At 71.6% G+C, this 14,359-nt stretch carries 12 protein-coding genes; 6 read left to right on the forward strand and 6 right to left on the reverse strand.

Annotated elements, in window-relative coordinates; translation table 11 throughout:
- Positions 1–19: 19 nt before the first annotated feature.
- From D8Y23_RS00275 to D8Y23_RS00290, 4 genes are read left to right on the forward strand one after another with little or no spacing between them, the layout of a single operon-like run.
- Positions 20–1,042 carry a glycosyltransferase gene (locus D8Y23_RS00275; protein ID WP_164878083.1) on the forward strand — a complete coding sequence of 341 codons (1,023 nt, stop codon included), beginning with the start codon at positions 20–22 and terminating at the stop codon, positions 1,040–1,042.
- Positions 1,039–2,175, forward strand: coding sequence for a glycosyltransferase (locus D8Y23_RS00280; RefSeq protein ID WP_205796669.1), 1,137 nt, complete (start codon positions 1,039–1,041; stop codon positions 2,173–2,175). Before D8Y23_RS00275 ends, D8Y23_RS00280 begins: the two co-directional genes overlap by 4 nt.
- Complete coding sequence (locus D8Y23_RS00285; RefSeq protein WP_240663704.1) at positions 2,172–3,170, forward strand: glycosyltransferase; 999 nt, start codon at positions 2,172–2,174, stop codon at positions 3,168–3,170. The genes D8Y23_RS00280 and D8Y23_RS00285 overlap by 4 nt, the downstream gene beginning before the upstream one ends.
- Entirely contained in the window at positions 3,167–3,982 is an 816-nt protein-coding gene (locus D8Y23_RS00290; RefSeq protein WP_128216179.1) for a glycosyltransferase family 2 protein, read from the forward strand. Before D8Y23_RS00285 ends, D8Y23_RS00290 begins: the two co-directional genes overlap by 4 nt.
- Before the next feature lie 113 nt (positions 3,983–4,095).
- Here D8Y23_RS00290 and D8Y23_RS00295 read toward each other — a convergent pair whose 3' ends face one another.
- The 4 genes from D8Y23_RS00295 to D8Y23_RS00310 are packed head-to-tail and all read right to left on the reverse strand — an operon-like array spanning position 4,096 to position 8,949.
- Positions 4,096–5,775, reverse strand: coding sequence for a glycoside hydrolase family 13 protein (locus tag D8Y23_RS00295; protein WP_240663705.1), 1,680 nt, complete (start codon positions 5,773–5,775; stop codon positions 4,096–4,098).
- A 29-nt stretch (positions 5,776–5,804) separates the two neighbouring features.
- Complete coding sequence (locus D8Y23_RS00300; protein ID WP_128216181.1) at positions 5,805–6,722, reverse strand: carbohydrate ABC transporter permease; 918 nt, start codon at positions 6,720–6,722, stop codon at positions 5,805–5,807.
- Positions 6,719–7,633 carry a carbohydrate ABC transporter permease gene (locus tag D8Y23_RS00305; protein ID WP_128216182.1) on the reverse strand — a complete coding sequence of 305 codons (915 nt, stop codon included), beginning with the start codon at positions 7,631–7,633 and terminating at the stop codon, positions 6,719–6,721. Before D8Y23_RS00305 ends, D8Y23_RS00300 begins: the two co-directional genes overlap by 4 nt.
- Positions 7,630–8,949: an ABC transporter substrate-binding protein gene (locus D8Y23_RS00310; protein WP_240663706.1), complete on the reverse strand. Its 1,320-nt coding sequence runs from the start codon at positions 8,947–8,949 to the stop codon at positions 7,630–7,632. The genes D8Y23_RS00305 and D8Y23_RS00310 overlap by 4 nt, the downstream gene beginning before the upstream one ends.
- Before the next feature lie 106 nt (positions 8,950–9,055).
- On the opposite strand from D8Y23_RS00310, the gene D8Y23_RS00315 reads away from it, so the two are divergent.
- Both D8Y23_RS00315 and D8Y23_RS00320 read left to right on the forward strand, forming a co-directional pair.
- Positions 9,056–10,291 carry an ROK family protein gene (locus D8Y23_RS00315; RefSeq protein WP_128216184.1) on the forward strand — a complete coding sequence of 412 codons (1,236 nt, stop codon included), beginning with the start codon at positions 9,056–9,058 and terminating at the stop codon, positions 10,289–10,291.
- Between the two features lie 116 nt (positions 10,292–10,407).
- A complete protein-coding gene (locus D8Y23_RS00320; RefSeq protein ID WP_128216185.1) occupies positions 10,408–11,697 on the forward strand; it encodes an alpha-amylase family glycosyl hydrolase in 1,290 nt (429 codons plus the stop codon).
- A 72-nt stretch (positions 11,698–11,769) separates the two neighbouring features.
- Here D8Y23_RS00320 and D8Y23_RS00325 read toward each other — a convergent pair whose 3' ends face one another.
- Both D8Y23_RS00325 and D8Y23_RS00330 read right to left on the reverse strand, forming a co-directional pair.
- Positions 11,770–12,783 (reverse strand): LacI family DNA-binding transcriptional regulator, encoded by a 1,014-nt coding sequence (locus D8Y23_RS00325; RefSeq protein WP_128216186.1) that lies wholly within the window; start codon positions 12,781–12,783, stop codon positions 11,770–11,772.
- Complete coding sequence (locus D8Y23_RS00330) at positions 12,776–14,311, reverse strand: sugar ABC transporter ATP-binding protein (RefSeq protein ID WP_128216187.1); 1,536 nt, start codon at positions 14,309–14,311, stop codon at positions 12,776–12,778. Before D8Y23_RS00330 ends, D8Y23_RS00325 begins: the two co-directional genes overlap by 8 nt.
- Between the last annotated feature and the right edge of the window lie 48 nt (positions 14,312–14,359).

A 14,359-nucleotide genomic window follows, 5' to 3' on the forward strand; every position in this document is an offset into this window, starting at 1 on the left:
GCATCCTTACACCCGCGCGGTGACCGACGAGCGCGTGGTCGATCTGCTCGCCGATCCGCCGCCGCCCGGAGCCGCTCCGGGGCAGTGGTGGCCGCCGCAGGTGCTGCTTCCCGAGTGGCTCGACGCGCACGCCGCGACCATCGACCTCGTGCACGTGCACTTCGGCAGCGAGTCGTACACCGCCGACGAGCTCTCGACCACGGTCGCGGCGGTCCGGCGGCTCGGCATCCCCCTGGTGTACACCGTGCACGACCTCGAGAACCCGCAACTGACCGATCAGGACGCGCACCGCGCGGCGCTGTCGGTTCTGATCACCGGCGCCGACGAGGTGACGACCCTCACGGCCGCAACGGCCGCCGAGGTGGAGCGCGACTTCGGTCGTGTGAGCGAGGTCATCCCCCACCCCACGCTGGTCGACGGGGGCGCCCTGCCCGCGGGACGTTCGCACACCACCACCCGCGTGGGCGTCCACCTGCGCGACCTCCGTCCCAATATCGACGGCGTGGGGACCACGGCGACGCTGGTCCGCGCCGTCGCGGATCTCCGCGCCGGCGGCGCCGACGTCGAGGCGGTGGTGCGACTGAACGAGAACGTGCGCGACGCCGAGGCCGCGGCATCCATCGACGCGCTCGTCGCCACCACCGACGGCGTGACACTGGAGCGGTCGGCGCGGCTCGACGACGACGCCCTCGCGGCGTGGATCGCCGACCTCGACGCGTGCCTGCTGCCGTATTCGCACGGCACGCACTCGGGGTGGGCCGAGCTCTGCTACGACCTCGCCGTGCCCGTCGTCGGCACCCGCGTCGGTCACATCGCCGCGCAGCACCCCGCGGACTTCCACGCGTTCCACGTGGGCGACCCCGTGTCGCTGGAACGGGCGATCGTGGATGCCACGACCCCCGGCTGGTCGGTGGCGGGATCCGACGCTCGGGCGGCCGAGGTGGCGCGCCGCCGGGCGGAACGACTCGACGAACGCGACCGGGTGCGGCAGGCGCACGTCGCCCTGTACCGCCGTTCGCTCGAGAAGGAGCACGCGGCGTGACCCGGGCGCTGAAGCCGATGCGGGTGCTCGTGGTCGCACCCTCCCGCTACCCGCTGCGCCAGCCGCACGCCGGTGGGCTGGAGGCGGCGGTGTGGGATCGCGTCCGGTGGCTGCGCGATCGCGGGCACGAGGTGACCCTGTGCGCGGCGGAGGGCTCGGACTTCCTGGACGATTCGCTCGAGTTCGCTCTCCCGGCACCCGCGTGGTCGCGCGTCGAGGACGCCTCCGACACCGACTACCCCGACGGGTACGCCGCGGCAACGGACGCGGCGCACGACGTGCTCCTGGATCGACTGCGGGCCGAGCACCACCGGTTCGACGTCATCGACAACCACAGCCTGCACCCCGCCCCGGTCCGCTGGAGCCGGGATACCGGCATCCCCGTCGTGACGACCCTGCACACGCCTCCGCTCGAGCCCATGCTCGAGGCGGCGGTGTACGCCCGCGGCAGCGCCCACCGCTTCGTCGCCGTGAGCCAGGCCACCGCACGGGCGTGGTCGGTGGAGGGCGTCGACGCGTTCGTCTTCCCCAACGGCATCGACACCGCGCGCTGGACCCCCGGTTCCGGTGGTTCGCGGTGGGTGTGGTCGGGGCGGATCGTCCCCGAGAAGGCACCGCACCTCGCGATCGAGGCGGCCCGGGCGGTAGACGCCGAGATCGTCGTCGCCGGGCGCATCGGCGACGTGGACTACTTCCAGCAGGAGGTCGCGCCGCGCCTCGGTGGGCACGCCCGCTACGTCGGTGCGCTGCACCAGCCCGACCTGTGCCGTCTCGTGGGCGCGTCAGCGGTGGCGCTCGTCACGCCCATGTGGGAAGAGCCGTTCGGTCTCGTGATCGCGGAAGCCCTCGTCACCGGCACGCCGGTGGCCGCCTTCGATATCGGCGGGGTGTCCGAGGTCCTGGCGGGGATGCCGGGGACGGCCGCCGTCATGCCCGGCGATGTCACCGCTCTGGCCCACGCGGCTCGCGACCTCGCCCTCCAGGGCGAACGGGAACCGCTCACCCGTGTGTGGACCCGCCGTGCCGCAGTCCGCGAGCACGCCCTGAGCCGGCGTTATCGCGACATCGAGCGGGTGCTCGCGCACACGGCCCAGCCGGCGGCGGAACGGCGCGTGCCGGCGGTGTCGTGGTGATCGGCTGGTACGTCCACCACCACGGCTACGGGCACGTCGCCCGCTTCCTCGCCGTCCACCCGCACCTGCGTCAGCCCGTGCGGGCCTTCTCGTCGTTGCCGCGGCCCACTGGCCTCGGCGATGCCGTCGAGTGGATCGTGCTGCCGGACGACGCCGACGCGATCGAGCGCGAGGACGGCACGGTGTTCGATCCGCGCGAGGCGGACCCGACCGTCCGCGGCGCTCTGCACTGGGCACCGCACGACCACCCCGGGCACCGCGCGCGGCTCGCGCGTATCGCCGCCGGGGCCGCGGATCTTCGCGCGATGGTCGTCGATGTCAGCGCCGAGGTCGTGGCGTTCGCGCGGCTGCTGGGCCTGCGAACCGTCGCGGTGACGCAGCCCGGCGAGCGGACCGACGAGGCCCACGCGCTCGCCTACGACCTGGCCGACCGCATCCTCGCGCCGTGGGCGCACGGAGCGGTCCCGGCCGGAGCCCTGGCGACTCGGACCGACCGGGTCGTGTGGACCGGCGGGATCTCCCGCTACGACGGCCGCGCGGCCGCCTCGCCCGACATCGAGCGGTCGGTGCTCTTCCTCGGTCGCGTGCTCGACGACGACGTCCGCCGGGATGCCGAGGCGCTCCTGGCCTCGCTCGGATGGCGCACGCGTGCGGTGGGGCATGACGCGGCCTCGCGCATCGACGACCCGTGGCCGCTGCTGACCTCCCACACCGTCGTCGTCAGCGCGGCGGGGCAGAACAGCATCGCCGACCTCGCCGCCGCGACCGCGCGTGCGGTCGTCGTCGCGCAGGACCGCCCCTTCGACGAACAGCGCCACACCGCGTGCGCGCTGCACCGCTGGAACCTCGCCCGGGTCGCCCCCGAGGACGTCGACGCCGAAGGGGTCGCGGCGCTGATCGAGGCCGCGGCCACCGACGTCCCCGACTGGTCGCGGTGGCAGGTGGCCGGCGCCGCCCAGCGCGCCGCCGAGGCCATCGAGGCGATGCTCCCGTGAGGATCGCGGTCCTCACCGTCGCCTCGGCCGCCCGCCGCGCGCACCTCGAACGACAGCGCGAGGTGCTCGCCGCCGTGGCTCCGGGCGTCGTGCGGGTGGAGGTCCTCCTCGACGCGGCGGTGCCGGATGGCATACGGGATGCCGAGGTACACACGCTGCACGTGCCGCCCGGCCCGCACGGACTCCGCGTGGGCGCGGGACGCAACGCCGCCGCCGCGGCCGCGATCGCGGAGGGTGCCGAGCTGCTGGTGTTCCTCGACGTCGATTGCCTCCCGGGATCCGAGCTCATCGAGCGGTACACCGACGCCGCAGCCGCCCACCCCGACGCGCTGCTCGCCGGACCCGTCACCTACCTCGCGAGCGTGCAGCGTCCCGGCGTCGCGGACCTGCCGTTCGTGACCCGCCCGCACCGGGCGCGTCCGGCGCTGCCCGCCGGGGCGACGCGCGTCGCCGAGCCCGGCGAGTACGACCTGTTCTGGTCGCTGTCCTTCGCCGCCACCCCGGCGACGTGGGAACGACTCGGCGGTTTCCACGACGCGTACGAGGGATACGGGGCCGAGGACACCGACCTCGCGTGGACGGCGCGGACGCGGGGCGTCCCGCTGGTGTGGACGGGCGGAGCGGATGCCTATCACCAGTGGCATCCGGTGTCCTCGCCGCCGTGGCAGCATCTGGACGACATCCTCCGCAACGGCGCCGCGTTCCACCGCCGCTGGGGCGTCTGGCCGATGGCGGGGTGGCTCGAGGCGTTCGCCGCCGCCGGCGCGATCGAGCGCCGCGGCGACGCCTGGGTGCGGGCTCCGCGCGCGTGAGGGGTCGAAAACTGTCGCCACACGTCCGCCGAAGCGACAGTTCCTGACCCCTCACGCGCCGGCTCAGCCGCGCTCACGCGAAGCGCCGAGCACGGCGGCCGGGATGACGCGTGCTATGCGCTCCGGATCCAGGCCGTCGCCTCGCCGGGCAGCGCACCCCCCGCGACCTCGGCGCTCGACAGCAGCACCTCGCCCGCGGGAAGCTCCACCGGCTCGGTGCCGAAGTTCGTCACGACGATCCAGCCGCCTGGGCGCGCGAAAGCCACCACGTCGGCGCGACCGAGGTCGAGCCACTCCAGCTCCTCGGCGGTCTGCAGCTCATGCCGCAGGTCGAGGGCGCGGCGGTACAGCGACAGCGTCGACGCGGGGTCGCCGTCCTGGCGATCGACCGCGTACGCGCCGAACCACTCCGGCTGAGGCAGGTGCGCTCCCGCTCCGAAGCCGAACCCGGCGCCGGAGGCCGTCCACGGCAGGGGTACCCGGCATCCATCCCGTCCGATGTCCACGCCGGGGCTGCGGAAGAACGTCGGGTCCTGGCGAGCGGCGTCGGGGATGTCGGCGACCTCGTGCAGCCCGAGCTCTTCGCCCTGGTACAGGTACGCCGAGCCCGGGAGCGCCAGGACGAACAGCGCCGCGGCGCGGGCACGGCGCTCCCCCCGCTCGGCGTCGAGCGTCGGCTCGGTGCCGCCGGAGAGCAACCACTCGTTGCCGTGCTTGAGCGTCGGGCGACCGTCGGCACCGCGCTCGGCGTCGGGCAGGCCGTAGCGCGTGGCGTGACGGACGACGTCGTGGTTCGACAGCACCCACGTCGTGGACGAGCCCGACTCCGCGGCGAGCGCGAGGTTGTCGGTCACGATGCGGCGGAACTGGCCCGCGTCGAAATCGGCCTCGAGCAGGTCGAAGTTGAACGACTGCCCCAGGCTCTCGATGCTCGCGTACAGCGGCACGCGCGAGGGGTGCACCCACGCCTCGGCGACGGCGGTACGGGGCGGGTCGTAGGAGTTGAACACCGCGCGCCATTCGGCGTACACCTCGTGCACGTCGTCACGGTCGAGCAGGGGGTGGGTGCCGTCCACGGGCATCGCCGCGAGCTCCGCGGCGGACGGCAGCGGCTCGCTCAGGTCCTTCGTCAGCATGTGCGCGACGTCGATGCGGAAGCCGTCGACTCCACGGTCGCTCCAGAAGCGCAGGGTCTTCACGAAGTCGGCGCGCACCTCGGGGTTCGCCCAGTTCAGGTCGGGCTGCGAGACGTCGAAGTTGTGAAAGTACCACTGGCCGTCGGCGACGCGCTCCCACGCGGAGCCGCCAAACACGGACTGCCAGTCCGTCGGCGGCTCGGAGCCGTCGGGCCCGGTGCCCTCGCGGAAGATGTACCGGTCGCGCTCCGCGGATCCGCGGCCGGCGGCGAGCGCCTCCTGGAACCAGACGTGATCGTTCGAGGTGTGGTTCGGCACGATATCGACGACGACCCGGATGCCATGCGCGTGCAGCTGAGCGATGAGCGCGTCCATGTCGGCGAGGGTCCCGAGGCGCGGATCCACGTCGCGGTAGTCGGCGACGTCGTACCCTCCGTCGGCGAGCGCCGAAGGATAGAACGGGCTGAGCCAGATGGCATCCACCCCCAGCTCGGCGAGGTACGCGACCCGCGAGGTGATGCCGGGGATGTCGCCGAGGCCGTCGCCGTTGCTGTCGGCGAAGCTGCGAGGATACACCTGGTACACCACGGCCTGGCGCCACCAGTCGGGGGCGTCGGAGAGCTCGCGGGCGTGCACGGACGGTGCGGCGGTGGTCACGAAGGGGTCCTTTCGAGGGGTGGGGTCGGTCAGCCCTTGACGGCGCCCTGCGTGACGCCGGCCATCACCCATCGCTGGGTGAAGAGGTAGGCGACGATCGCGGGGGCCATGGCCATGAGGTACGAGGCGAAGGCGACGTTGTAGTTGTTGCTGAACTGCGTCTGGAACAGGTTCTGCCGCACGGGCAGGGTCTGCAAGGCCGGATCGCTGATGATGAGCGAGGGCATCATGAAGTCGTTCCACGCGTACAGGAACGCGAAGATGCCGACCGTGGCGCTCATCGGCGCGAGGAGCGGGAAGATGAGCCGCCAGAAGGTCTGCCACGTCGTCGCGCCGTCGATGCGGGCGCTCTCCTCGAGCTCGAGCGGGATGGAGCGGAGGAACGCCGTGAACAGCAGCACGCTGAAGCTGAGCTGGAACATCGTGGCGAGGATGATCACGCCGAACGGGTTGTCGAGACCGACCCGGCCGGTCAGCTGGATCTGCGGCAGCGCGACGACCGGGAACGGGATGAACATCGCCGCGAGCAGATAGAAGAACGAGTACCGGAAGAGCTTGCGGTCCCAGTTGCGGGCGATCGCGTAGGAGGCGAAGGCCGCGAGCACGATCGTCGCCGCGACCGTTCCGGCGGTGACCAGGAGGGAGATCGCGAGGCCGACGGGGAATCTCGTCAGCGTCCATGCCTGCGCGAACCCGTCGAAGCTGATGGGCGACGGGAACGAGAACGCGTTGCCGTCGACGACCTGGGCACCGCTCTTGAGGGCCATCGTGACCGTGACGTAGAGCGGGAGCAGCACGGTGACCGAGCACAGGACGAGGATCGTCGTGGCCGACCAGTTGACGCGTTCTGCGCCGACGCGGCGGGTGCGACGGCGCGCGCGCCGCTGATCGGGAAGAGCGAGGTCGGCCTGCTCGAACGCGAGCGCGGGCTGATTCAGGGCGGTCATGAGAGCGTGTTCCTTCCCCGCGTGAGCGAGAGCTGCAGCAGCGAGATGGCGACGGCGACGATGAAGAAGAGGGCGGCGTTGGCCATCTGGTAGGCGTAGTCGCCGCCGTTGAAGCCGAAGATGATCGACATCGCGACGCTGCGGGTGGCTGTGCCGGGGCCGCCGCCGGTGAGACCGACGATGATGTCGTACGCGTTCAGGAATCCCTTGAACCCGAGGATGACGTTGATGAGGACGTAGCCGGCGACCAGCGGCAGGGTGATGCGCAGGAGCTGCTGCACCTTGCCGGCGCCGTCGAGCCCCGCTGCCTCGTAGACGTCGCCCGGGACCGAGAGGAGCCCGGCGATGTAGATCAGGAGCGTGCCGGGGATCGCCTGCCACGCCGTCACGATCACGATCGCGAGCCACGCGAGGTCGGGGTTGGCGAGGAGACTCGATTCGAGCCACGGGATGCCGAGCGCCGCCCCGGCCTGCGGCATCGAGTTGCTGAACAGGAAGTTGAAGACGTAGGCGATGATGATGCCGGAGATCACCATCGGGATGACGAAGACCGTGCGCAGCGCCTTCGTGAACCGGATCCGCGCGGTGAGCCCGACGGCCAGCAGGAACGCGGCGACGTTGACGACGATCACCGTCGCGATCGAGAAGCCGAACGTGAACAGGTACGACTGCAGGATCGCGGGGTCGCTGAAGATCGCGATGTAGTTCGTCAGTCCGACGAAGTTCCATTCGCCGATGCCGATGGAGTCGGTGAAGCTGAAGAAGATGCCGATGAGGCCCGGCACCGTGATCGCCAGCGTGAACAGCACGAGCGTGGGGATCAGGAAGAGGTAGTAGATCGGCTCGACGCGGCGGGCGCTGCGGCGGGCGGCCGCCTTTCCCCCCGTGACGATGGTCGTGGTGGTGGTCATCGCTGGTCTCCTTCGACGGCGGCGGAGGCATCGGCGGTCGAGGTGACAGGCTGCCGGAAGGCGAGCCGCGCCCAGTCCTGGTCCATCGTGCGCAGGGTGCTCTCGGGCGAGGCGCCGAGGATCATCGCCTGCGCGTAGTTGAAGACCGGGATCGCTTTCGGCACGAGCACGGAGGCCCCCTGGTAGATGCGACCGTCGTCGTAGAACGGGATCATTCCGGCCACGCGCGGGTCGCTCGGCGCGGGGGCGTCCGTCGTCGGGGCGAAGCCGAGCTGCGACTCGTTGTAGGCCTCGATGATCTCGGGCTGGTAGAGGTATTCGAGGAAGTCGCGCGCGGCCTCCTGGTGGCGCGACCCCTCGGGGATGATCGCGGCGAGGTCCATGTTGACGCGGACGGCGAGGTCGTCGGGGTCGTCCGTCATCGGCAGGGGGAAGGTCCCCACCGGCAGGTCGGGCGCGGTCTTGGCGATCTCGCCGAGGGCCCACGGTCCCTGCAGATACATCGCGGCCTGGCCCTGCGCGAACGCGAGGTTGCCGTCGCCGTACGCCCGGCTGTCGGCATCCGGATTCGTGTAGGTCGTCGCCAGCTGGGTCATGCGGTCCATCGGCACGGCGAAGTCCTTCTGGAACGACACGGTCGAATCGGACCCGACCCGATCGCCTTCGGCGGCGAGCGAGTCGAAGAAGTCGATGACGTCCACCGAGCCGCCCACGGCGTAGTCGTACCAGCCCTGGCCGACGGTCCAGTCGTCCTTGAAGGTGCCGTAGAACGGGGTGACACCGTTCGCCGTGAGGGTCTCGGCCGTCTGGATCAGCTCGTCCCAGGTCGTCGGCACCTCGAGGCCGAGGTCGTCGAAGATCTGCTGGTTGTAGATGACCGACGACGCCATCACCGAATACGGCAGAGCGCTCGTGCGCCCGGCGCAGACGCCGTACTGGTCCATGAGCGGCTGCAGGTCCTCGCGGACCGTTGCGGCCGCGGCGGTGCCCGAGAGGTCGGTGAGCGCGCACCGCTGCACGAACCGGGCCACCTCGTAGTTGTAGTTGGCGAGCATGATGTCGGGCGGGTTGCCGCGCACGAAGCTCGCCGAGACGACGTCCACGCCCGAGCTGTCCATTTCGACACGCACCCGATCCTGCGAGGCGTTGTAGTCCGCGACCACCTGGGTCATGAACGCGAGCGCTTCGCGTTTGCTGAAGGTGAATCGGATGGTCTCGCGACCGTCGGCGGAGCATCCGGCGAGCATCGCCACCCCCAGCGCCGTCACCGCCAGCGCCGCGACACCCCGTCGCGCGGTTGTCGTCTTCGTCGACACGTTTCCTCCTCGCATCCTTGCGATTTTGAATCGGTTATTAAATCTACTCGCCAAATTAATGCGGTGACGGCAGTATTGCAGGAGACACGAAGGGGGTCAAGATCCGATGACGGATGCCACACCCTCGGTGCCCTCGCTCCGCCGCCACAGCCTCGACGCCGTGCTCGCCTACGCGTGGGACGCCGAGGCGTTCACCGCGAGCGACGTGATGGCCGCGGTCGCCCTGACCCGCTCCACGACGATCGACGTGCTGGATGAGCTCGTCGTCCGGGGGCTGCTGATCGAGATGCCGAACGCCCGGGCCGTGGGCGAGTACTCGAAGGGGCGCCCCGCGCGTCGCTTCGCGCTCCGCGCCGATGCCGGGCTCGTCGTCGGGGTGGACGCGGGGCGAGGACACATCACGGCGACGGTCGCCGACCTGCGCGGCGTGCCCGTCGCGACCTCGCGCCTGTCGATCGACCCCGAACGCGACTCCCCCGAACGCCGTCGCCGCGCCGCCGAGAAGGTCGTCGACGCCACGCTCACCCGGGCTCGCGCCACCCGCGACGACCTCGTCGCCGTGTGCGTGGGGGTGCCCGCACCGGTCGATCGCTCGGGCCGCTCCCCGATCCACCACGACGGCTTCTGGCAGCGCATGAACCCCGACTTCGTCGACACCTTCGCCCCCTGGGCGCCGGTGGTCCGAGTCGAGAACGACGCGTCGCTCGCCGCCGTCGCCGAGCACGCGGAGGGGGCCGCCGTCGGCTACGACGACTTCGTGGCCCTGCTCGCGGGCGAGCGCTTCGGCGCGGGACTCTGGCTCGACGGGCGGCTCCTGCGCGGAGCGCACGGCGGAGCGGGCGAGACCGTCGCGTTCGACCGGGTCGAGGGCGTGGGCAGCGCCTACGGACTCGCACCGCGCTGCGTCGACGCCGCACGCGCGGCCATCGCCGCGGAGACGCTCCCCGGCAGCACGCTGGCGGAGGTGCCCCCGGACGACCTGGATGCCAAGCGCGTGCTCGACCTCGCCGCTTCCGGCGACCCGGGAGCGCTGGCCGTCGCGGCCGAGGTCGGCGGGCAGCTCGCGATCGTGACGGGGCTCCTCGGCAGCCTCTTCGATGTGCGCCGGGTCGTGATCTCGGGCGCGATCGCCGCCGGCGCGGGGCCGATCATCGCCGCCGCGGCCGAGGCGCTCCCCGCCGCGCTGCACCTGCCGCCGCCCGAGATCGTTGCATCCCCGCTCGGCGCGGACATCGTCTCGATCGGCGCGGTCGCCGCGGCCCTCGAATCGGCGCGCGCCCGTGCGATCGACCTCGAGGCGTTCCGCCTCCCCGCCGAGCGCGCCCGGGCATCCGGCGCGTGAGGGGTCAGAATTCGTCGCTTCGGGCCCGCCGAGGCGACGAATTCCGACACCTCACGCACACGGGCTCGGGGCGCAACCCGTCGGTCCGACGGAGCCTCGGCGGATAGCCTCGGCCCATGCCGAACTGGCCCGAACACGCCCTCTGGTGGCACCTGTACCCCCTGGGGTTCGTCGGTGCACCGATCCGCGACGGCGTCGATCCCGACGCTGAACCCGCCCACCGACTCGACCGCATCGACGCCTGGCTCGATCACGTCATCGAGCTCGGCCTGAACGGGCTGCTGTTGGGGCCGATCTTCGCGTCCGAGACCCACGGGTACGACACCGTCGATCACTTCCGCGTCGATCCGCGGCTCGGCGACGACGCCGACGTCGACCGGCTGCTGGCAGCGTCCCGGGAGCGCGGCATCCGCGTCCTCTTCGACGGCGTGTTCAATCACGTGGGACGCGGGCATCCGGCCTTCCGGGCCGTGCGCGACGGCGGTGACGCGACCCTCTTCCGGGGCGCGTGGGTCGACGGGCGGTTCGAGCCCGAGGTGTTCGAGGGGCACGGCGCCCTGGTCGCGCTCGACCACTCCTCGGATGCGACCGTCGAGCTCGTCGTCGACGTCATGTGTCACTGGCTCGCGCGCGGCATCGACGGCTGGAGACTGGATGCCGCGTACGCGGTGCCGCCGGAGTTCTGGGCGCGGGTGCTCCCGCGCGTGCGCGAACGCTTCCCCGAGTCGTGGTTCCTGGGCGAGGTCATCCACGGCGACGGTCCCGCGATCGTGAACGCGTCCACGATGGACGCCCTCACGCAGTACGAGCTGTGGCAGGGGATCTGGCATGGCATCTCGGACGGCAACTTCTTCGAGCTCAGCCACGCGATCGAGCGTCACGGCGAGCTGCTCGCGACCTACGTCCCCCAGACCTTCGTCGGAAACCACGACGTGACGCGCATCGCGTCGGCGGTAGGACCCGACCTCGTTCCGCACGCCCTCGCCGTGCTGTTCACCGTGGGCGGCACGCCGTCGGTCTACGCCGGCGACGAGTTCGGCTGGACCGCGGTGAAGGAGGAGCGCGAGGGCGGCGACGACGCGGTGCGGCCCGCGTTCCCCGCGACGCCGGCGGACATCGCGGACGCCGACGAACGCATTCTCGCCGCGCATCGCGCGCTCATCGCCCTGCGCCGGCGGCATCCCTGGCTCTGGCGCGCCCGCACCGACGTCGTCGAGGTCACGAACTCGACCCTCGTGCTGCGCACGGGCGTGGATGCCGAGGCGGTGATCGTCGCGCTGAACCTCGCCGACTCCCCCGCGTCGCTGCCCGCCGCCGACGCCCGGGCCCTGTCCGCCGGCGACGCGACGCTCCGGGATGCCCGGGCCGAACTCCCGCCCCGCGGCTGGGGGGTCTTCGAGGCCTGAGTCGCCGGGATTCGTCGCCGCCCGACGCCGGCGAGCGTCGCGATCCGGCGACTCACGCCCCCGTGCGCGCCGTCAGGCGCGCAGCGGTGCCGAGTCGCGCACGATGAGGCGCGTGGGCAGCGGGGTGCTCTCGCTCACCATGTCGGGTTCCTCGACCATCAACAGCACCTTCTGCATCAGGATCTCGCCCAGCGCGGCGAAGTCCTGACGCACGGTCGTCAGCGACGGGAACAGGAACGGCGCCTCGGGGACGTCGTCGAAACCGACCACGCCGATGTCGTCCGGCACCCGCAAGCCGCGCTCGCGCAGGGCCGAGAGCACACCGATCGCCATGTGGTCGTTGGCGACGAAGATGCCCTCGCCCGGAGCGAGGTCGGTCTCGGTCGCGATGCGGTAGCCACTCGCCGCCGACCAATCCCCGTGCACGGGTGGAGTGGACTGCGCGCGGGCCGCAGCGACCTCTTCGCGCCACCCGCGCAGGCGCTCGACCGCGTCGGGATTGCGTGCCGGCCCGGCGATGTGGCGGACAGTGCCGTACCCCGACTCCAGCAGGTGTCGCACCGCCGCCCGCGCGCCCCGGTACTGGTCGATCGCGACGAGCCGCGGGTGCGGCCGGCTGGTCGTCGCCGCGGCCACGATGGGAACGTCGATCTCGAGCGCCTGCACCGCCGCGAGGACCTCGACATCGACGACGATGAGCACGATGGCATCCACGCGCTGCTTGAGGAGACCGTCGATCGCCGCACGGACCGCGGCCACATCGTTCTGGGGCGAGCTGATCGCATCGACGTTGTAACGGGCGGCGCGGGCGGCGAAATTGAAGTTCGTCGCGATCGACGACGGCCCGTAGTCGACGGTTCCGGGGGTCACGAGACCGATCGTGCGGGTGCGGCGCGTGACGAGGGCGCGCGCGGCGGGAGACGGGCTGTACCGCAACTGCGCGATCGCCTGCTCGACGCGAGCCCGGGTGGCCGGGCGGACGTTGGGCATGTCGTTCAGCACGCGCGACACCGTCTGATGCGAGACGCCCGCGAGGCGGGCGACGTCGAAGATGTTGGCGGTGCGGGATGCCTTGTCGTCAGCCATCCACGACCCCCTCCTCCTCCGTCGCGGGCTTGGCGACGAGGGCGAGGAGGGCGTCGGAGGTCAGCTCGGCGGCGGGCAGGATCTGGGCCAGCACCCCGTCGCGCATGACCGCGACCAGGTGCGCGACGCGCAGCACTTCGTCGAGCTCGGCCGAGATGTAGACGATCGAGAGTCCGTTGTCGGAGAGCTCGCCCACGAGCCGTTGGATCTCGGCTTTCGCCCCGACGTCGATGCCCCGCGTCGGCTCGTCGAGCACGATGACGCGGGGGGAGAGCGCGAGGAGCCGGGCGAGGAGGACCTTTTGCTGGTTGCCGCCGGAAAGGGTCGACACGGGCCGGTCGATGTCGGCGGGACGGATGTGCAGCGCCTCCACCCAGCTCGTCGCCAGCTCCCGGCGCCGCGCGGTGCTCAGTCGGTGGAAGATCCCGCGCTGCGCCTGCAGGGCGAGGGTGATGTTGTCCAGCACGCTGAGGTCGCCGATGATCCCCTCGGTGCGACGGTTCTCGGACGAGTAGGCGACGCGGCGGCGGATCGCGTCGCGCGGCGAGCCCAGCCGCACCGGTTCTCCGTCGATGCGCAGTTCACCGCCGTCCGGGTGGTCGACTCCCGTGAGCGCGCGTGCCAGTTCGCTGCGCCCGGAACCGAGCAGTCCCGCGACCCCGATCACCTCCCCCTCGGCGATGTCGACGTCGGCGTCGCGCAGTCGGGATCCGGATGCCAGCCCCCGCGCGCTCACGATCGTCGGGCCGTCCGCGGGTTCGGAGGAGCGCTGGCCGAGCGGCGCCAGGGCGTCGGCGGCAGCACCGAGCATCTTCTCGACGAGATCGATGCGCAGGAGCTCTCGCGTGCCGTACTCCCCCACGAGCCGCCCGCCGCGGAGCACCGTCACCCGGTCGCAGATCTCGTACACCTGGTCGAGGAAATGCGAGACGAAGACGATGGCGATGCCCTGGGTCTTCAGGTCGCGGATCACGCGGAAGAGTTCGGCGACCTCGTCGGCATCCAGGCTCGAGGTCGGTTCGTCGAGCACGAGGACTTTCACGTCGATGGAGACCGCCCGGGCGATCGCGACGAGCTGCTGGATGGCGAGCGGGTGCGTCGAGAGGACCGACGACGGATCGACGTCGACCCCGAGGGACGACAGCGCCTCGGTCGCGCGCTCGCGCATCGCGCGATGGTCGATCATCCCGAACCGGCGCGGCTCGCGTCCGAGGGAGATGTTCTCGGCGACGGTGAGGTTCGGAAGGAGATCGATCTCCTGGTACACGGTCGAGATCCCGAGCGCCTGCGCCTCGGCCGGGGTCGAGAAATCCACCGGACGGCCGTCGAGGAGGATCTCGCCCCTGTCGAGTCGCAGCGCACCGGTGATCGCCTTGATCAACGTCGATTTGCCGGCGCCGTTCTCGCCCATGAGCGAATGCACCTCGCCGGGGCGGAGGAGGAAATCGACGTCGGCGAGGGCGGATTCGACACCGAAACGCACCGTCGCCCCACGCACCTCGAGGAGGGGTGGGGCGTCGGTGGACATGGGGTCAATCATGCCCGCGCGGTGACGGCGCAGCGAACATCCCGTGCG

The sequence above is a fragment of the Microbacterium enclense genome (genome assembly GCF_004022425.1).
In the GTDB taxonomy this organism is placed as follows: Bacteria; Actinomycetota; Actinomycetes; order Actinomycetales; family Microbacteriaceae; genus Microbacterium; species Microbacterium enclense_A.